The following is a 20074-nucleotide window of genomic DNA, read 5'->3' on the forward strand; positions in this document are numbered from 1 at the left end:
CACAAAGGTAGTGATTTATCCCGTTATGGCCAAATCCTTAGTCGAGATTTTTGCCTTTTGCGGGGTTGCGATAATGAATTTTGCCTTCAAGATACTCCTGAGTGGCAATCAGTGTGGGCTTCGGGAGCTTCTCGTAGTAGCGTGAAATCTCGATTTGCTCACGGTTTTCCGAAATTTCTTCGAGGTTGTCGTTGAGCGATGCAAACTCCTGCAGCTTCTTTTCAAGGTCGTGCTTCATCTCGCCGGCAATCTGGTTGGCGCGTTTGGCGATGATGCACACGGTTTCGTAAATGTTACCGGTGTCCTCCGACATCTTAATAAGGTCACGAGTCGTGGTCGTGAGGGGTGCATTGGATTTCTTGTAGTCCATTATTAATAATGTATAGTTGTGAGATTTATTCGTTTACGTATTTGCTGGCAATCTTCATTATATTGTCGGCCTCCTTGCGGTTTTCCGAGTCGGGATAGTTGTTGATGAACGAGTAGTATTCATCGACTACATCGCGGAATCGGTCGGCTTTCTTCTCCTCGATACTTTGTGACGCTTCCTGATAGCGTGCTTTCAGTATGAGCATCTCAAGCTCCTCCTTGTACTTGGAGTAGGGATAGTTCTTTATGGCGTTGCGGGCCACAATCACGGCCGACTCGTAGTTGTTGCCGCCGTAATTGCCGAGATTGTAGTAGAGCTGTGCATTCTGCAGCTCCTTGAGGGTGAGCTTGTCCTGAAGCTCGAATATCGCGTTTTGTGCCACGGGCACTTTGTCGCTGCGCGGGTAGTAGTCGAGAAACGCCTGAAGCTCCTCGATGCCTTTTATGGTTTCGCTCTGGTCGAGCTGAGGTTCGGGCGAGTCGAGGTAGTAACCGTAGCCCGAGTAGAAGCGTGCAAGCTCGGCATATTTGCCTTTGGGGTAGCGGCTGTAGTAGGTGTGGAAATAGAGTCCCGAGTTGTAGTAGTCCTTGTTCTCGTAGTAGCTGAGGGCAAGTAGATAGAGCGATTCCTCGGCGTTTTTGGTGCCTTTGAGCTGCGTTACGATGTCGGTCAGCACGGTTGTCGCCTGGGTGTAACGCTTCTGCTCGAATGCACGGCGCGCGAAGTCGAGCTTCTCGTCGGGATTGGTGCTTTTTAATATTCGCTGGTACTCGCCGCATGATGTGAGGGCGAGCATTAGAACGGATAATGTTATATAAATGTATTTACGCATATATGCAATCAAATATTCAAGCTGCAAAGTTAAAAATAAATCGCGACAGGAGCAGAAAAATGTGCGCTTTTTTTGATGAAAAACGCTATTTGAGCTTTTTTAAGCTACAAAATTAATATAAATAGCCTCCCGTTTCGGCTTTTTTAGTTAAGTTTGCACTCGGTAGTTTGACAGTTGCATTTTCATGAATCTTTTTTGCTGGCACGCTTGCACGTGTCAAATTTTATTACTATCTTTGTAGCACCGTGTAGCAATCAACGGCAGGGCGGCATAATATGAAGCTGAAAATAACCAAGACAAAAAAGACTTCCATCCTTTATGTACAGAAGGCATACAGGGACAAGAACGGCAAAAGTACCTCAAGAATCCATGAGCGCCTTGGAACGCTTGAGGAAGTTCGTCAGAGATGCGGAGACAGAGATCCTGTTGAATGGGCCAGGGGATATATCGCCAGGCTTACGGCACAGGAGAAGGAGGGCCGGCAGGTGATAATATCACGTCTGTCGCCCACAAAGCTTATTGAAAAAGGCGAGGCTCAGAGTTGCGAGAGCGGATATCTGTTTCTTAAACGGCTGTACCATAAGGTCGGGATGGACAGGATATGCGAGGCAATCTCACGTAAACATAAGTTCGACTTCGATTTCAACAAAGTTCTGGAGCTGATGGTCTACGAACGGCTTTTGAGACCGGCTTCAAAACTAGGTAATTATCGCAGGAGCGGAAGCTATATCGAGCCTTTTGATATAGAAAAACAGCATATCTACAGGAGTCTGGATATCCTGGACAGACACGGTGAATACATCCAGAAGAGACTTTTCCTTAATTCGTCAAAGGTTGTCGAACGGGATACGACCGTCATGTACTATGACTGCACCAACTATTTTTTCGAGAGAGAATCTGCCGATCCGGACTATGTGACAGACAAAAAAGGGAACGTTCATGAACGTATACGCAAGTACGGAGTCTCCAAGGAACATCGACCGAACCCCATCGTACAGATGGGTATGTTCATCGACAACTCCGGCATGCCGGTTGCGATGTGCATCAATCCCGGCAATGCCAACGAACAGACTACCTTGATTCCAACTGAAAAGATTATAGTTGAGAAGATGGGGGTCAGCAAGATTGTAGTCTGTACAGACGGAGGTCTCTCTTCTGAAGGCAACCGGTCATATAACTCCACAGCAGAAAGATCATTCATAACGGTGCAGTCAATAAAGAAACTGGAGGATAATCTCAGGGACTGGTGTCTGGAACCGACAGGATGGAAACTTGTAAAGTCCGACACGGTACAAAAAGACAAGCGGTACCGGGATGCAGACGAGGATGAACTGGAGTTTGACCTGACTGATGCCGATACTGCCCGTTATTACGGAGACCGCACTTTTTATCGCGAGCGTTGGATTGTCAATGAAAAGACAAAGTTCTCTCAAAGATTGATTGTGACATTTTCATACAAATACCGCGACTACCTCCGATTCCTGCGTCAACGCGAGATTGACAAGGCTGACAGCAATGCACGTGGAAACAGGACATTGACCAAATCTTATAAGAGCCCTGACAGGTTCCTTTCCGAGACCTACGCCACAGAAGACGGCGAGGTTGCGGTATTCAGAACCGTCTCCCTGAATCTTGACGCCATATCAGAAGAAGAAAAATATGACGGCTTCTATGCGATATGTACGGATCTGTCTGACAATGTGACGAAAATCATCGAACTGAACCATAACCGCTGGGAGTCGGAGGATGCCTTCAGGGTCATCAAGACTGACTTCAAGGGTCGACCCGTCTTCGTCTGGACGGCGGAACACATAAGGGCCCACTTCATTGTCTGCTTTATCACACTACTGCTCTTCAGAATAATGGAAAAGGAACTGAACTATAAATACACATCCTCCGCTATAATTGAGAAACTACGGTCAATGACTATGAACATAGTCAAGGGAGAAGGCTACAAGCCTAACTTCACACGGGATGATCTTACCGATGACCTACATGCCAAAGCCGGCTTCAGACTCGACACCGAGATTGTTACTCGTCAGAAAATCAAACAGATTATTGCTAATATTAAAAAAGGTTAAATATAGATAACCCCATTCCAGTGCTACATATATAGACCCTTTTGCACATGGCTTCACGCCAATGTACAAAAGGGTTTGCTCGTTTTTGGACTGTAAAAGATGGGAAAATAAATCGCGACAGGAGCAGAAAAATGTGCGCTTTTTTTGATGAAAAACGCTATTTGAGCTTTTTTAAGCTACAAAATTAATATAAATAGCCTCCCGTTTCGGCTTTTTTAGTTAAGTTTGCACTCTAAACTGACATTCTTGTCGGCCGCTCTTGCATTAATCGCCGGGTCGGTTGACACAACTGGGATTGTCGATAAATTGATTTTACGCGTGGAAGACAAAACTGACAAAAAGACTAATAAGCCGGTCGACTTCATAAAAAAGCATCCGATACTCTTCAACCTGTTTTTGATAGTGCTTGTCGGGTGTGGCATCATCTGGCTTACACTTGTGGCATTGGATGTGTGGACAGGTCACGGCGAATATCGCGTGGTTCCCGACATGAAGGGACTGAGCTACGAGCAGGCCGTGAAGGCGCTCGACGAAGCCGGGCTTCGTGCCGAGCTTTCCGATTCTATCTATGACTCGTCGACCCGCCCCGGCACGGTGCTTGAGCAGTCGCCCAAGGTCAATGCCAAGGTAAAGCCCAACCGCACCGTCTATCTCACCATAAATGCCTTTTCACCGAGAATGATTTCGGTGCCGAGCCTCACCGACATGTCGTTGCGGCAGGCACGTTCAACCCTTGAGGGACTTGGATTTGAGAAGATAAGGGAGCTTTATGTTCCGAGCGAGTACAAGGATTTGGTGCTCGGTGTCAGGTTCAACGGTATCGAGCTGGATCCGGGAGCACGTGTTCCCGCCTCGGCTTCGCTGACCATTGTTGTGGGGCAGGGTATAACCGAGGAGTCGTCCGACACGATTGTTGACATGGCTGTCGCCGATGATGCTGAGGCCGAAGTGCTCGACCTTGATTGATGAAAAACCGAGAATCGTTTCATTTATTATGCAAGACTCAGCCCCGCAGTGTAAGCCGATGACCGATGATGACGACGAACTCGATGCCTTGGAAGGCGTCGACGGTGTCGAGGGTGATGACGGCGGCGGACTATATGAGCATTTCCGTTTTGTAGCCGATAAGGGACAGCAGTTGCTGCGTGTCGACAAGTTTCTTGTGGCGCGCATCGAGAAGTCGTCGCGTAACCGCATACAGCAGGCCGCCGATGCCGGATGCATTCTCGTCAACGGCAAGCCGGTGAAATCCAACTATCGTGTAAAGCCCCTCGATGTAGTGAGCGTAGTCATGGACCGTCCGCGTTACGAGCTTGAGATAATAGCCGAGGACATTCCTCTCGACATTGTGTATGAGGACGAGCATCTGCTCGTGGTTAACAAGCCTGCCGGGCTTGTGGTGCATCCCGGTCACGGCAACTATCACGGAACCCTCGTAAACGCGCTTGCATTTCATTTCCGTGACAATCCCGATTATGATGTCAACGACCCGAGAATGGGACTTGTGCATCGAATCGACAAGGATACTTCGGGACTGCTCGTTGTGGCCAAGACGCCTGATGCCAAGACTCATCTCGGTAAGCAGTTCTTCAACAAGACCACCAAGCGTGAATATGTGGCCGTTGTGTGGGGACAGCCTCGCCCTGCTTCGGGACGCATCGAGGGTAACATCGGACGCAGCCTGAAGGACCGGCTGCAGATGGCGGTGTTCCCCGAGGGCGATTATGGCAAGCATGCCGTGACACATTACGACACGGTGGAGCCGCTCGGCTATGTGAGCGTGGTGAAGTGTGTGCTCGAAACGGGCCGCACCCATCAGATAAGGGTTCACATGAAGCACATCGGACATTCCCTTTTCAATGACGCGCGTTACGGCGGCGACCAGATACTTCGAGGCACCCCCGGAGGGAAGTACAAGCAATTTGTGGCAAACTGCTTTGCCGTGTGTCCGCGGCAGGCGCTCCATGCCCGTACATTGGGCTTCGTGCATCCCGAAACAGGTGAGGAAATGTTTTTTTCGGCACCTGTGCCACCCGACATGACGGAGCTCATTGAAAAGTGGCGAAACTACAATCAGGGCTCCGAGTGATTAAGATTTCGTAAAGAAATTGCCGTGCTTCATGATTTTCTAATGTAAAATTGTTATCTTTGAGGAAATTGGATATTTCCATATATATTATAGAAATACAGACATGAATAAGGAAGAACAACTTTTTAATGATATCTGTCCCTATCCCGACAGTATGTTCCACGAAAAAATGGAGCACCTTGTAAAGGAACCGGGTTTTGAACATGCCGTAAAATGGGTTCTGCCGCAGGTCGATTTTCAGGAGTTCTGTAAGGAGCTGCTGCAGGTACAAGATAAAGAAACTTTCCAGCGAAAGATAATGTGGCCCTTCTTGGAGATGCTGGCTGCAAAAACCACTTCGGGCGTAACTATGGACGGCGTGGAGAATATAGATTGCTCAAAAGCCTATACTTTCATCACCAATCATCGTGACATAGTGCTCGACACATCATTCCTTAACTTGTGCTTCCTGCGTGCGGGACTTCCCACCACTGAGGTTGCCATAGGAAGCAATCTGTTGATCTACGAGTGGATAAGCGACCTCGTGCGCCTCAACAAGAGTTTTATCGTAAAGCGTAATCTGCCTCGTGCAAAGGCTCTGGAGGCAGCAAGCGAGCTGTCGGCCTACATTCACTATGCCGTAAGCGACCGCCGTCAGTCGGTGTGGATTGCCGAGCGCGAGGGCCGAAGCAAAGATTCAAGCGACCTTGCCCAGGACAGCTTGATAAAGATGCTCGGATTGGCCGGCGGACATGATTTCCACGACAACCTGATGGAAATTAATCTTATGCCCGTGTCGATTTCCTATGAGTATGACCCCAACGACTACCTGAAGGCTCGTGAGTTCCTGCTGAAACGCCGCAATCCCGATTTCAAGAAGTCGCAGCGCGACGACCTCTTCAGCATGGAAACCGGACTGCTTCAGCCCAAGGGTCGAGTACACTATACTGTAGGCAACACGTTGACCGATGAACTTAAGGAGCTGCCCAACGATCTTGACAAGACTTCGATAGCGCGTGATGTGTGCCAGTTGGTTGACTGCCAGATACATTCGGGTTTCAAGATATTCCCCATCAACTACATTGCCTACGACAAGCTGCACGACACCGATGAGTTTGCCCGTCATTACAATGACGACGATGTGGCCGGCTTCGAGCGATACATCGACGAGCAGTTGGCTAAAGTGGAGGATGTTCCCGACTTGACCGCCGACGATATGGCCTATATGCAGAAGATGATGCTCACCATGTATGCCAATCCATTGAAAAACAAGATGTCGGCAAGCCGTTATTGCCGAAAGTAGTTGAACCGGTAATCATAGCGAAAACGATATGCGTCTGCCTATTTTAACAATGATAATCCTGATAGTTGTCAATGTTTTTGTCGACATCTATATATGGCGATGCATCGTGAATAAAGAGCGCAAGCGTTGGCCCGGTGTGACCTATGCCTGGAGCTCGTTGTTCTTCATCATCTTCATCATCGTCACCGTAGCGTTGCCTCGGCGAAGCGGCAGCGATGCAGTGTTGCTTGCCGTGATGTGGATGCTCTATACCTACCTCTCGGTCTATCTCTCCAAATACGTTTTCTGTATAATAAGTTTCATCGGCCTCATTCCGCGACTGTGGCGCGGAAAGCGTTGGAAGGCCATGAACATTATAGGATCGGTGGCCGCGGTAGCTGTATTTTTGACTATGTGGTGGGGTGCGTTGATTAATCGCACCCGCTACCAGATAAAGGAGGTGGAGATTGAATTTGCCGACCTGCCCGACGCTTTCGACGGGTATCGCGTGCTTCAGTTCTCCGATTTCCATGTGGGCACTTATGGCTCCGACACAACTTTTGTCAGCGAAATCGTTGATGTAATCAACAATCAACGCGCCGACCTGGTGCTGTTTACCGGCGACATAGTGAACCGTCGCACCGATGAACTGTTGCCTCAGGTCAAGCCTCTGTCACGGCTCAAGGCTGCCGACGAAGTATATTCGATTCTTGGCAACCATGACTACGGTGACTATAAGAAATGGCCGTCGGCCGAAATGAAGAGCGAAAACATGAACATGATGTATCGCCTGCAACGTGACATGGGATGGAATCTTATGAACAACCGGTCGGAGTACATAAGACGAGGAAATGATTCTATCGCGCTTATCGGTGTTGAGAACTGGGGCGACCCGCCTTTCACCGTGTATGGCGACCTCGACAAGGCTTATCCCATGCAGTCCGACAGCACATTCAAGATTCTGATGACTCACAATCCCGCCCATTGGAGTGAAAAGATAGCCGACAACGATACAGTCAACATTGCCCTGTCGCTGTCGGGTCACACCCATGCCATGCAATGCCAGATAGGCTCATGGTCGCCCGCCGAGTGGCGATATGACAATTGGGGCGGATTATACGACGATTTATCTTCACGACATAAACTTTATGTAAACATCGGGCTCGGTACGGTGGCCTTGCCGGCACGTATCGGTGCGACTCCCGAAATAACTGTATTAACACTACGAAAAGCTCATTGATTATATCCATGACTAATGACTATTCCTCTATTATTGCACAAGAACTGAACATCCCGCGCAAGTCGGTCGCGGCAACTATAAAACTCCTTGACGACGGTGCGACAATACCGTTTATAAGCCGTTACCGCAAGGAGGCTACCGGAGCCCTTGACGAAGTCGGGGTGCACAACGTGCAGCTGCGTTATGAAGCTTTGAAGGCGTTGACCAAGCGCAAGGAAACTATTATCGACACCATAAAGGAGCAAGGTAAGCTCACTGCCGACCTTAAACGCCGCATAGAGGAAACTCTCGATTCGGCAACACTCGAGGATTTATATATGCCTTTCCGCCCTCGCAGGCGCACACGTGCCCAGATGGCCGCCGAGAAGGGGCTTGAGCCGCTTGCACGCATGATAATGGCACAGAATCTCGACGATGCAGCAAGTGCCGCCAAGCGATTCAAGAACGACGATGTACCCGATGTCGACAGCGCCATAGACGGTGCATGTGACATAATAGCCGAGTGGATGAGCGAAAGTGAAAAAGCACGTTCAATCGTAAGGTCGCGTTACATGCGCAATGCCGTGATATCGTCCAAAGTGGTGAAGGGCAAGGAGGAGGAAGGTCGAAATTACGAAAACTACTACGATTTCTCTTCGCCGTTGCGCACCTGCACATCCCATCGCCTCCTGGCCATACTGCGCGGTGCCGATGAGGGATTTCTCAAGGTCACGGTGACAATCGACGATGACGAGATGGTCGACCGACTGTCACGCCTGTTTGTAAAGGCCGGTACATCCGATAAGATAGCCTCGCTTATGCGACTCACCGTGAAGGACAGCTACAAGCGTCTTATAAAGCCGTCGATTGAGAGTGAAGCGTTGGCCGCCGCCAAGGTGCGTGCCGACGATGCCGCGATAGCCATGTTTGCCGAGAATGTGCGTCAGCTTCTTCTCGCGCCTCCGTTGGGACGCAAGAGAGTGCTTGCCATCGATCCGGGTTTCCGCACCGGTTGCAAGATTGTATGCCTTGACGAGCAGGGCAATCTGATGCACACCGAGGTGATATATCCCAATCCGCCTCAGAACGATTTCCACGGAGCCGCCTTTAAGCTGAGCCGTCTTGTGGAGTCCTACCGCATCGATGCCATAGCCGTAGGTAACGGCACGGCAAGCCGCGAAACCGAGAAGTTCCTTGAGTCGCTGCGTTATCCCCGCAAGATTCAGATATTTGTCGTGAGCGAGAACGGCGCTTCCATATACTCGGCTTCCAAGGTTGCGCGTGACGAGTTCCCCGATTACGATGTCACGGTGCGTGGAGCCGTGTCGATTGGCCGCAGATTGATTGACCCTCTTGCCGAATTGGTGAAGATTGACCCCAAGTCGATAGGGGTGGGGCAGTATCAGCACGATGTCGACCAGAATAAGTTGAAGGAGGCCCTGAACTATACGGTGGAAAGCTGTGTCAATATGGTTGGCGTCAATGTCAACACTGCGTCACGTGAGCTGCTCTCCTATGTATCGGGTATCGGGCCGGCACTCGCTTCCAATATTGTGGCTTATCGAGCTGAAAACGGTGACTTCCGCAGCCGCCGGGAGCTGCTAAGCGTTCCGCGCATGGGTGAAAAGGCATTTCAGCAGTGTGCCGGATTCCTGCGTATTCCCGGTGCCGACAATGTGCTCGACAACACGGCCGTGCACCCCGAGCGTTACGAACTGATCGAGCAGATAGCGGCCGACAACGGCGGCGATGTCGAGAAGCTGGTAAAGGACGCTTCGATGCGACGCAGTGTCGACTTGTCGCGTTACATCACCAAGCAGGTGGGATTGCCTACGTTGTCCGACATATTCCTTGAACTGGAGAAGCCCGGACGCGACCCGCGTGCAACGGTCGAGGTGATGGAGTTTGACGACCGCATCAAGGATATACATGACCTGCAGCCCGGACTTGAGCTGAACGGCATCGTCAACAACATAACGGCATTTGGCTGCTTTGTCGATTTGGGAATAAAGGAGAACGGACTTGTCCACATCTCGCAGTTGTGCGACAGGTTCATCTCGTCGCCTGCCGAAGTGGTGAGCGTGCATCAGCACGTGACGGTGAGGGTGCTCGATGTCGACTACGAGCGTGGTCGCATAGCATTGACTATGAAAGGGGTGCCGCAGCGATGAACGCCTTTGTCGTAAGCATCGGAAGCAATGTCATCGAGCGTGAAGCGATGATGTCACGCACTGTCAAGTGGCTTGAAGAGCAATTTGACGATGTAAGGGTGTCCGAGATTTACGAAACCCCTGAGTACAGCAGGCGTTACGATCCCTATTTTAATTGTGTGGCTTCGGCATCGACCCGCATGTCGCTGGACGATGCTGTAAAGCTGATGAAGGAGTGGGAGATGAAGTGCGGGCGCACACCTCAGTCCAAGATTACCGGAAAAGTGGTGATTGACCTCGACATAGTAATTTGGAATGACTCGGTCGTGAGGCCCAAGGAGTTGTCACGCGACTATTTCTTGCGCGGCTATCGCATGATGTTTCAGTAAGAGCCGGTTCGACAATAAACGTTATTCAGTTTCAAGCACTATGCTTTTGGAGCATCCGGCCGCCGAGGCCATGATGCCTACACCGCCGTTGATGTTGGTGTAGACCTTCACCGGGTTGGCAAGTCCGAGGTTGCCGAGGATGCTGTTTATGCCCGAGTGAGAGCGGTGTACCGACATCAGATAGGTGTAGTAGTCCTTGCTTATGTGGTGTAGCGTCACCTTTTCCTCGATTTTGTCTATAGTGTCGGATGTACGCAGATTGTGGATGAAACTCAGGTGTATCGTTTCTCCGTCCGACGATATGTCACGAAACAATGGTATTCTGTTGCCCGCCGAGAATGATTCATCGAGAATCGACTCGTTGGATGAGAATATGTCGTCAATTGACAGGTCGAAGTCCTCGTCGGCCCCACCCGTGGTTCCGTTTAGGGCGAGATAGTAGTAGTCGTCGCTTCCCTCGGGGTCGTTGAAACTCAATGTGTAGTAGATTCGGTAGAGGTAGCCGTACCTCGTTTGGTTGTCGGGATCGATTATTATGTGATTGGTGTCGATAAGTTTCTGTACGCGGCCTTCCATTGACTCAATTTCCACTTTCTTGGGAATTTCCGAAGTGCCCGATACCGAAGGGTAGTCGGAGTGTGACGCCGTGATTGTTATTATGTCACCTTCATGAGCCGTTACGGGTGAGGTGTATAGCTTCGACTCGGCATCAAATGTCATCAGCGATGAAATCTGTCCGTTTAAGCTCAATATCACTACCGCGTCATCCTGCGTTACATCGGGGCGGTTCTCGCTGTGGTTCCATGTGCGCGTTATGCTTGCCGATATTGTTGCGTCGGGGGTGACGAGCGAGTTAAGCACAAGCACCTGTGAGCCGTTTTCATCGATGTCGATAGTCGATGTGCATGCCGTGACGAGTGCAGTGGTTACGATGAGTTGTATGATGAGTCTTATTCGTGACATGGCGGTTAAAATTTCAGGGTGTAGGACACCGAAGGAATCAGTGGAATCATGCGCAGCTTCTCGTAAACGGCACCTTTGCCTGGAGCATGCATGCGCTTCCTTATCGCGATAACGTTCATGTTGCAGTAGGCGTTGTAGAGGCTGAAATTCCACACACCCTCTTTGCCGTTGACACCTTTTACGTGCAGGTTGGCGCCTATGTCGAGTCGGTGATAGGCGGGTAGTCGGTAGTTGTTGATCGATGTGATGTAGTCTATTGTTTCGTTCTCCCAGCTGCCTGTTATTTCGTTGGTTCCGGGAAGCGGATTATAGCTCTTGGTGGGCAGCGTTATGCGGTTGCCGCTCATTATCGTCCATCCGGCGTTTATTTCCCAACGGTCGTTTATGCGCCAGTTGGCCACGATGTTGGCCTTGTGACGGTTGTCGTAGGCCGATGGAAATTTTTGTCCGTTGTTCTTCTTTTCAAACCGTCGCTCGTTCCATAGCATACTGTAGCTGATGTGTCCCGTTATGTTGCCGAAGGTCTTGCGCACCGACATGTCGATGCCTCTCACCTTGCCGTCGCCTACGGTCAGCTTTTCATAGATTATGGTGTTGGAGGGGTAGTAATAGTAGTCGTCGCGATAGTCGATGAGGTTGTACATTCGCTTGTAGTAGGCTTCCATCGACAGCATGTAACGGTTGTTGATGTTGTAATAGGCTCCGATCGATGCCTTGCGGCTCTTCTGCGGCTTGAAGTCGCCGGCAATCGGAATCCACATGTCGGTAGGAAGACTCAAGGCTGTTTCACGCAGCTGATGGTTGTACTGCGACAGCTGTGTGAACGAAGCCTTCACACACAATGAAGGTATCGGACGATACATCGCCGATACCCTCGGATTAAGTTTGAGGTAGTCTTTGTTGCCAGGATTGATCCATGAACTGAGCGACACGCCCGCCAATATGGCCCAATGCCGGTTAATGTGCCACTCGTCGTCGATGTATAGGTTCATCTCATGGGGGTGAGAGCTGTACTGAAGTGTCGTGGAGGTGTTGGTGTTGTGGTTGACTTTCCTGATGAACTCGGTGAGGTAGGGGATGAATACGTGATATGTGTAGTTGACGCCGAAGTTCAGATGGTGGCTGTGAGTCAGTTGCCAGTCGTAGTTTACTCGCAGCGAATAGTCGTCGATGAGATTATGGATTTTGGATGTCGTCGATGAGATGAGGTCGTTGAGAAATGTGTTTTTGTACTTCATCTTACGCTTCAGCATCGAGTTGTAACGTGAAAATGACATCGATATCTCGCCAAACAGCTGTGGAGTGTAGACATGATTCCAGTTGGCCGACACGATGAAGCTGCCCCAGTCGAGGGTGCTTATGTCGCTCGACTCCTCAAGATCCTTGTCGTGACGGTGCTTTCGTTTGGTGCCGCCTTTAAAGAAGTCGTTGCCGTAGTAGACCATCAGGTGCAGGCGGCTGCGGTCGTTGAAGTGATAGGTGGTTTTGGCGTTGAAGTCGGTGAATGCGTAACGTGACACAATCTTGCTCTTGTTTTCATTGATGGCCGCGTTATATATGGCTATGCCGGGTATCGACAGCAGGTCAAACCACGATCGGCGCACCGAAATCGTATAGGTCATGCGATTCTTTATTATGGGGCCTTCGATGTTGAAGCTTCCCGATGTCAATCCTATTTTCCAGCTGCCTTGACGGCGCGTCAGGTTGCCGTCGCGTGTGCGTATGTCGATTATCGACGAGAGGCGCCCGTCGTAGCGTGACGGAAACGATGACTTGTAGAAGTCGACATTGTTTATCGCATCGGTGTTGAACGACGACAACATCCCTGCGAGGTGATTTACCTGATAAAGCGGCACGTTGTCGAGCAGATACATGTTCTGGTCGTCGCTTCCGCCGTGTACCTGCAGCCCGGAAAATCCCTCTACGCCGGGAATCACTCCGGGTTGGAACTGAAGTGACTTTATGATGTCGCTTTCGCCAAACAGCGTTGGCGTCGATGTGATCGAATAGCGGTTCATGGAGAGGTTGCCGATGACCGGCGACTCAAATGTAAGTTCGGAATTCTTGTCGCCCACTATTATTACCTCGTCGAGCTTGCCCGACGGCGTGAGCGTTATGTCGAGTCGATTGTCGAGCTTAAGCGAGTCGAGGCGTATCGAAATGGGGGTATAGCCGGTGAGCGTGACATTGATGTCAGCTTCGGAAGAGGTTACGGGCAGGCTGTAAAAGCCATTGCTGTTGCTTGTGGTGAACGCTCCCGAGTTGGCGTCACGCACGATGGCTCCTATGGCAGCCTCTCCCGATTCCTCCTCACGTACAAAACCGCTTATTACCCGTTTGGGGCTTAATACCGCTTCGCGTCGCAGTATTATATTGTTGTCCTTTACGCTGTAAGTGACACGCGTGTCCTTTAATATTGCGTCAAGGCACTCTTTCAGTGTTGCGTCTTCGAGATGCAGGGTTATCTTGCGGTCGGGGATGTCCGATGTTATGTAGATGAGGTTGATGCCCGACTGCGCCTTAACCTCCTTGAGCACCTCTTTTATGGGTTGTGAGTTGACATTGATTGTGATACGCCCGGCGGCCGAAGCTACGGCTGCCAAGGTCAGTATCAACAACAATGCCAACCTATTGCGCATTGTCCGCTATTTTTAATTGTGTTCCGAGCAGGGAGTTTATTTCGTTGACGAGTTGTTGAGCATCGCCCTTGAAGTAAAGAGTTAATGAGGGGTCGTTTTTGGGGAGTCCGGTTACAGTGACTCCGTAAACGCGTTCGATTGTGCCTGCAATCTTGCTCAGAGGCATGTTGTCAAACTCGACATTGCCGTCGACCCATGCAAATGCGTTTACATCGTCGATTGCCTGAACCTTAAGTGCTCTGTCGGTGGCTATGGCCATTGTGCCGCGCTCGAGTGTCGCGGTTCCGCTGGGGCATGTCACCTCCACTTTTCCCTCCTGCACCTGCACGATTGTGCTTTGTGACTCATCGTCCACCGCAAATCGTGTTCCGAGCACAGTCACTGTGGCTACATCGGTGTTTACGGTGAATGGCGACGACTCGTTGTGCGTTACATCGAAGAATGCACGGCCGTCAAGCGTTATGTCACGCTTTTCGGCAAATGTTGACATGTCGTAGGTCAACTTGGCTCCGCGTGTCAGCGTGACACGTGAGTCATCGGGAAGCAGATAGGTGGTGTTGGCGTCATTGCAAGCCAGCGTTACGGGATGCGGTTCAGCCAATGATGATGACGAATTGATGAGATGTCGAATGACAAATGCCGATCCCACAATCACAATTACGGCAGCCGCTATGGCTATGACGCGACGACGATAGTAGCTGCTCGTACACGGAATGTCGAGCTTGCTCCAGGCCTGTCCGGCATCGAATGCTCCCTGGCGATAATGACGGGCTACAAATTGCAATGAACGTTCGTCGGCCGATGTGAGATTTATGTTATTTTCCTGCATAGAATAAACTTAATTGTTGTGTTTTACTATACATGATGCACATTTGTCGAAATACCCCTATCGTAAATTGAAAAATTTTCAACAAAAAATCCAAAAATATATGCGCAGAGCTGCTCCCTTGACCGCATCACGCAGTCGTTCAAGGGCTTTGCTTATGTGATGCTCAACAGTGCGCACTGATAGATTCAGCTCTTCGGCTATCTGGGCATAGGTCATTCCGTCGCGCTTCGACATGAGGAACACGTTACGGCACTGATCGGGCAGCTTGTCGATGACGCCCCACAGCCGCGAGTCACGCTCCGAGGTGTCAATGGCCTCTTCAAGCGGCAGGTCGGAGTAGGATTCGTCGAAACTCACCTTGTTGATGCTGCCGCGCATGGCCATCAATGCGTTGTTGCGCACGGCGGTGTACATGTATCGGCGCAGGTCGGATATTTCGGTGCCTCGGTTGAGGCTTTCCCACACCTGGGCGAAACTTTCCTGAACTACATCCTCGGCACTATCTATGTCGCCTGTTATTCGCAGGGCATACATGCCGAGCGGGCGATATAGAGTGCGGTACTGAAGTTCAAATGCCCGGACTTCCATGACTATTGTTCCTTAAAGCCGGTTTCACTGAAGAGTTGCTTGTCGTCGGCCACGCTGTTGCCTATTGTGGTGAGCATGTCACCCATGAGCGCACCGTTCATTCCGCCGCGCATTATGCGTCGCATCGATTCGGGCGACAGCCTCATGCGTCCTCCGGCAAAGCGCAGGGTTGCCTTGGGCGCGATGAAGCGGAACAGTGCTACGGTGCGTATTATCTCTTCCTCCGACAATAGCGGAGTGTCCTCAAGCTTGGTACCCTTTATGGGGTTGAGGATGTTGATCGGGATGGATACCGCACCGGCATTTCGGGCCTCTTCGGCAAGTTCAAGGCGCTGGCGCATCGATTCGCCCATGCCTATTATGCCTCCGCAGCACACATCAAGTCCTATTTCACGTGCAAGAGCTATTGTCTTCAGTTTGTCGGCTTGGGTGTGGGTGGAGCAAAGCGAGGGGAAGTAGCTTGCCGAGGTTTCCAGATTGCAGTGATAACGCTTTACTCCGGCCTCCTTGAGCTGCATCAGTTCGTCGCGGTTGAGCAATCCCATGGATGCACACAAGTACAGCCCCGTCGACTCGCCCAACTTGCGGTAGAGGTCGCAGAAGCGTGACATGTCACGCGGAGCTACTTTGCGTCCGCTCGTCACGAGTGAGTATCGTTTTATTCCGTGGGTTTCGTTAAGCATTGCGGCGCGCATGGCTTCATTTTCGGGCACGAAGTCATACTCCTCGATGCCGGTATTGTGGAAGCGTGACTGCGCGCACCATTTGCAGTCCTCGCTGCATCGTCCCGAGCGGGCGTTGACTATCGAGCAGGTGTCGATGACATCGCCGCACCATCGGATGCGTATTTCGTCGGCTGCGTCAGCGAGCATGTCGGCAGAATAGGATTCGTTCAGCTTCAGAGCATCGTCCACAGTTGCCGGATTGCCGTTGAGAGCCTCTTTTTTCAATCGTTCAAGCATGATGAAGATAATGTTGGTTAAACAAAGATACGAATAAGTCGAGAACAAAAGAAAATTTATTTTGCTTTTGTCGAGCGAGAGTATCTAAGACATTAGCCAAAGATACGAATAAGTCGAGAACTAATGCCCGGCCGATGCCGATTAATTAATATTTTTTAGCTAAGTTTGCGCTCAAAATTCCCAACTGCTATGTCAACAAAAGTCAAGCGCATTATAATTGCAAGCGTAATCGCGGCGGTGGTAATCGTGATTGCGTCAATAGCCGTGAGGGCCTGTCGTGAAAATCGGCTACTTGAAGAGGGGTCGGTTGATGTCAAGGCTGTGATAGAGAAGGTCGAGCGCCGTCACCATGAGGAGCGCTATCAGCGAATAAGGCATCGTGTTCACCGTCAGCCCGCCTATACCTCCTATACGATATATTTCGCCTACACTGTCGACGGTGTGGAGTATCACGATGACTTTACCACGCGAAAGGGAATGTTGCGTTCGCTCTACAAGGGCGACTCCATCATCATAACCTATGCCATAAAGGATCCTGCCGTGACAAGGGTCGACACCAAGCGCATAAAAAGGCGCGGCCTGCCGGTGTTTACCGACTGACCGCGCTACCGTTAACGTTTATTGTCGAACCGGCTCTAAGACCACGTTCCGACACAGCCCCGGGGGTTATTCATTCTTAAGCCTTATTACAGGATTCTCGTTCACGATTTTTCGTGTCATGACATAGACGCAAAGCACTATGGCGACAAGCACGGCAATCGATGCGAGAATGTAGTATCCGGCGAGGAAGTTGACTTCAATGGTGAACTGCTCCAGCCATATTTTGCCTGTAAACCAAGCCGCAACGGCACCTGCGATTATCGACGGAACGGCAATCGACACGATGTCACGTATGAGCAGGCTGAACAGGTGGTGTGACTCGGCTCCGTTCACCTTGCGGATGGCTATCTCCTTGCCTCGGCGCTGCACTTCGTTGCGTATGTAACCGATGAATCCCATGAGAGTTATGAAGAGGATTACCACGCAGGCCATGACGGTGGCGTTGCGGAACTGCCGCACGTTTTCGTAAGTGTCGGATATCTCCTTCTCCATCAGTGAGAATTCAATGTCGTAGGCCGGAAACAGCTCCTTCATCGACTCTTCGAGCTGCAGGAAGTTTTGCTTGAACGGCTCCTTTACGCGCAGATACATCGTCGGGTAGAAGTATCGGTTGTAGAACATCAGGTAGGGCATGGGTTCTTCAAAGAATCCGCCTATGTTGAAGTCACGCAACAGTCCCGTTACTGTCACGGGATGCTTGGCGATTTTGCTGCTTTCGGGCACGATGCGTCCCACGATGTCATCGCCCCAGTTCATGAGCCGCGCAAACTCCTCGTTGACCGCTATTTCGTTATCGTCCCTCGGCTCGCGACCTTTAATCAAGGTCATGCCCATGAAGTCGATGTAACCGTTGATGCAGTCATCGTAACGTGACGAGAAAAGATCGTTGCCGCTATTGTCCGACACCATCATTCCGCTGTAGCCCCACACCGGGTTGTAGTAGGACGCGCTCAGGCCTTCAATCACGGGCAGGTCACGCAGGGCATTGTAGGCCGCATCCACCTCCTTTGCGGTTTGTCCCGGCACCTCGGCTATGACAACACGCTCGGGATTGTAGCCGAGGTCGTGATTCATCACCTCATGATATTGCAAAGCGGCTACGGTCATCATGCACACAATGAATGTGACGCCGGCAAACTCGACGCAGAGCAGCGTGCGCGTCCACGGATTGCGGCGCGAGCTGAAGCGACGGAATATGTTGCTGACAGGGATGCGGCTGAATATGCGTCCCGGTATGATTCCGCCAATGAGCACGAATATGAGCATTATGCTTATCGGTACCCACAACCGTGACGGCTCAAGCATCTGCTTCGGCGTGATGTTGATAGTGTCCTTTATCATGTCGCCAAACACCAGTGTGAGGATGACCATGAGCACAAGCGCGCAGCCGAGCACCATGAGAGTTTCGATGATGAACATGCTGAATATGGTGGGGCTTCCGGCACCGTTGCATTTGTGGATGCCTATCGACTTGGCCCTCTTTGACAGTGACGCTATTGTGATGAGCACGTAGTTCAGCGTCGTGATGAAGAGCAGGGCCAGGCTGAGCACGAGCATTATGCGGTCCATGCGCCTCACCTCGTCGTTGCTCATGTAGGTGTCGGTGAGCGGTGCTGCATCGATTACGAGCTGCAGCGACTCGGTGTCGGGCAGATTTTTCTGCAACATCTCATTAATGCGGCGGTTGAGTTCCACGGGATCGACACCGTCGGCTACCCTGATGAATTCGGGCCAGCTGTCGCCTCCGTTCCATGAGTAGTTGCCCCTTTCACGGCTCCAAAGCGTGGGCATGGATATAACGGCTTTATGCGGGGCCGTTACGTTGTCGGGCAGGTCACGGTATATGCCTTTTACGGTGAGTTCCCACTCGTTGTTGTACTTAAGCACCTCTCCTATGGGGTCGTCGCCGCCGAATATCATCAGTGCGTAACTTTCGCTCAGGTACACGACATCCTTTTGGGCGAGGTCGGTCACCGGGTCGCCTTTCAACACCTCGATGCCCATTGTCTTGAAAAACAGTGAGTCGGCGGCTATCGCTTTCTCGGAAAACTTTGTGTCACCCCGAAAAAGACCTTGCCCCATGTTGCGGTTGGTAGTCGTGGCGGCGACAACCATTTCGGGCAGTTCCTCGTAGATGGCTCCCGCAAGTTTTCCCAGACATTGCTGCTGCCGGTCGAGAGTATTGCCGTTGATGGTGTACTGCATCCACAGCTGATAGAGCTGCCGGTGATTGTCGTAGCAGGTGTCGAAACTATGGTTCAATGCCATGCGCGACATGAGCAGGATTGTCATGAGCAGTCCCAGTGCCACCGATATTATCTTGATGGCGTTGGAGTTTCCGGGACCCGACATGGCCCGCCACGAATAATATAGCTGTTTCATGTAGCTGGTCGACTGTTAGAGTTGGTTGTCGTTTGACACGTTGGCGACGATGTTTCCGTCGAAGAGATGGATGATGCGGTGGGCATATCCCGCGTCGTGCTTTGAGTGCGTCACCATGACGATTGTCGTGCCCTGACGGTTGAGCTCGGTGAGCAGTTCCATCACTTCGGCACCGTTCTTCGAGTCGAGGTTACCGGTGGGCTCATCGGCGAGTATCAGCTTGGGATCGGTGATGACGGCGCGCGCTATTGCCACACGTTGCTGCTGACCTCCCGAGAGCTGCTGGGGAAGTGCTTGGCGCGGTGGCTGATGTTCATGCGCTTCAGCATTTCGTTCACGCGTTTTTTGCGCTCCGAGGCGCTGAGTCCCATGTAGGTGAGCGGCAGTTCCACGTTCTCAAATACGTTAAGCTCGTCGATGAGGTTGAACGACTGGAACACGAATCCTATCTCGCCTTTGCGCAGGCGTGTGCGCTCCTTTTCCTTAAGATTGGCCACTTCGGTGTCATTGAGCTTGTAACTTCCGCCGGTGGGGTTGTCGAGCAGTCCGAGGATGTTGAGCAGCGTTGACTTGCCGCATCCCGAGGGGCCCATTACGGCTACAAACTCGCCTTTGTCGACATTGATGTTTACCTTGTCGAGCGCTACGGTTTCAACTTCCGATGTACGGAACACTTTGCTGAGATTTTCAATCTTAATCATGATAGTTGTTTTTTAGTGT

Annotated in this window: 17 protein-coding genes and 1 pseudogene; 8 read left to right on the plus strand and 10 right to left on the minus strand. The window is 51.1% G+C overall.

What is annotated here, in order from left to right; all coding sequences use genetic code 11:
- Positions 1–37 precede the first annotated feature (37 nt).
- Together E7746_RS02780 and E7746_RS02785 are read right to left on the minus strand one after the other, a co-directional pair.
- A complete protein-coding gene (locus E7746_RS02780; RefSeq protein ID WP_123396152.1) occupies positions 38–370 on the minus strand; it encodes a DNA-directed RNA polymerase subunit omega in 333 nt (110 codons plus the stop codon).
- Positions 371–395: 25 nt separating this feature from the next.
- Entirely contained in the window at positions 396–1202 is an 807-nt protein-coding gene (locus tag E7746_RS02785) for an outer membrane protein assembly factor BamD (RefSeq protein ID WP_123396151.1), read from the minus strand.
- A gap of 275 nt (positions 1203–1477) precedes the next feature.
- Here E7746_RS02785 and E7746_RS02790 point away from each other — a divergent pair, with 275 nt between their 5' ends.
- The 7 genes from E7746_RS02790 to E7746_RS02820 all read left to right on the plus strand — a co-directional run bounded on the left by E7746_RS02790 (position 1478) and on the right by E7746_RS02820 (position 10391).
- Positions 1478–3283, plus strand: coding sequence for an IS1634 family transposase (locus tag E7746_RS02790; protein WP_136409411.1), 1806 nt, complete (start codon positions 1478–1480; stop codon positions 3281–3283).
- A 318-nt stretch (positions 3284–3601) separates the two neighbouring features.
- Positions 3602–4249 carry a PASTA domain-containing protein gene (locus E7746_RS02795; protein ID WP_136409762.1) on the plus strand — a complete coding sequence of 216 codons (648 nt, stop codon included), beginning with the start codon at positions 3602–3604 and terminating at the stop codon, positions 4247–4249.
- Positions 4250–4277: 28 nt separating this feature from the next.
- Positions 4278–5372 carry an RluA family pseudouridine synthase gene (locus E7746_RS02800; RefSeq protein WP_370640276.1) on the plus strand — a complete coding sequence of 365 codons (1095 nt, stop codon included), beginning with the start codon at positions 4278–4280 and terminating at the stop codon, positions 5370–5372.
- A gap of 103 nt (positions 5373–5475) precedes the next feature.
- Positions 5476–6654 carry an acyltransferase gene (locus E7746_RS02805; RefSeq protein WP_136409763.1) on the plus strand — a complete coding sequence of 393 codons (1179 nt, stop codon included), beginning with the start codon at positions 5476–5478 and terminating at the stop codon, positions 6652–6654.
- Positions 6655–6703: 49 nt separating this feature from the next.
- Complete coding sequence (locus tag E7746_RS02810) at positions 6704–7873, plus strand: metallophosphoesterase (RefSeq protein WP_168184281.1); 1170 nt, start codon at positions 6704–6706, stop codon at positions 7871–7873.
- Positions 7874–7881: 8 nt separating this feature from the next.
- Entirely contained in the window at positions 7882–10023 is a 2142-nt protein-coding gene (locus E7746_RS02815; RefSeq protein WP_123396146.1) for a Tex family protein, read from the plus strand.
- A complete protein-coding gene (locus E7746_RS02820) occupies positions 10020–10391 on the plus strand; it encodes a 2-amino-4-hydroxy-6-hydroxymethyldihydropteridine diphosphokinase (protein WP_123396145.1) in 372 nt (123 codons plus the stop codon). The genes E7746_RS02815 and E7746_RS02820 overlap by 4 nt, the downstream gene beginning before the upstream one ends.
- Positions 10392–10412: 21 nt before the next feature.
- Here the strand turns inward: E7746_RS02820 and E7746_RS02825 are convergent, their stop codons facing one another.
- From E7746_RS02825 to bioB, 5 genes are all read right to left on the minus strand, one after another.
- Positions 10413–11354, minus strand: a complete 942-nt coding sequence (locus E7746_RS02825) for a DUF4249 domain-containing protein (RefSeq protein ID WP_123396144.1) — start codon at positions 11352–11354, stop codon at positions 10413–10415.
- 5 nt (positions 11355–11359) lie between these two features.
- Positions 11360–13993 carry a TonB-dependent receptor gene (locus E7746_RS02830; RefSeq protein ID WP_136409765.1) on the minus strand — a complete coding sequence of 878 codons (2634 nt, stop codon included), beginning with the start codon at positions 13991–13993 and terminating at the stop codon, positions 11360–11362.
- Positions 13983–14822, minus strand: coding sequence for a FecR family protein (locus E7746_RS02835; RefSeq protein ID WP_123396142.1), 840 nt, complete (start codon positions 14820–14822; stop codon positions 13983–13985). The genes E7746_RS02830 and E7746_RS02835 overlap by 11 nt, the downstream gene beginning before the upstream one ends.
- A 78-nt stretch (positions 14823–14900) precedes the next feature.
- Entirely contained in the window at positions 14901–15410 is a 510-nt protein-coding gene (locus E7746_RS02840; RefSeq protein ID WP_238337313.1) for a sigma-70 family RNA polymerase sigma factor, read from the minus strand.
- 2 nt (positions 15411–15412) lie between these two features.
- Positions 15413–16372: a biotin synthase BioB gene (gene bioB / locus E7746_RS02845; RefSeq protein ID WP_123396140.1), complete on the minus strand. Its 960-nt coding sequence runs from the start codon at positions 16370–16372 to the stop codon at positions 15413–15415.
- Positions 16373–16561: 189 nt separating this feature from the next.
- Between bioB and E7746_RS02850 the strand changes: the two genes are divergently transcribed.
- The gene (locus E7746_RS02850; RefSeq protein ID WP_123396139.1) at positions 16562–16972 is read left to right on the plus strand and encodes a hypothetical protein; all 411 of its coding nucleotides are present in this window, start codon (positions 16562–16564) and stop codon (positions 16970–16972) included.
- 66 nt (positions 16973–17038) lie between these two features.
- Here E7746_RS02850 and E7746_RS02855 read toward each other — a convergent pair whose 3' ends face one another.
- The 3 genes and pseudogenes from E7746_RS02855 to E7746_RS02860 all read right to left on the minus strand — a co-directional run.
- Positions 17039–19354, minus strand: a complete 2316-nt coding sequence (locus E7746_RS02855; RefSeq protein ID WP_136409766.1) for an ABC transporter permease — start codon at positions 19352–19354, stop codon at positions 17039–17041.
- Positions 19355–19369: 15 nt separating this feature from the next.
- Complete coding sequence (locus E7746_RS15375) at positions 19370–19609, minus strand: hypothetical protein (RefSeq protein WP_394347701.1); 240 nt, start codon at positions 19607–19609, stop codon at positions 19370–19372.
- Positions 19610–20055, minus strand: a pseudogene (locus E7746_RS02860) (ABC transporter ATP-binding protein); the annotation flags it as partial.
- Positions 20056–20074: the final 19 nt, after the last annotated feature.

The organism is Muribaculum gordoncarteri (genome assembly GCF_004803695.1).
Taxonomy (GTDB): Bacteria; Bacteroidota; Bacteroidia; order Bacteroidales; family Muribaculaceae; genus Muribaculum; species Muribaculum gordoncarteri.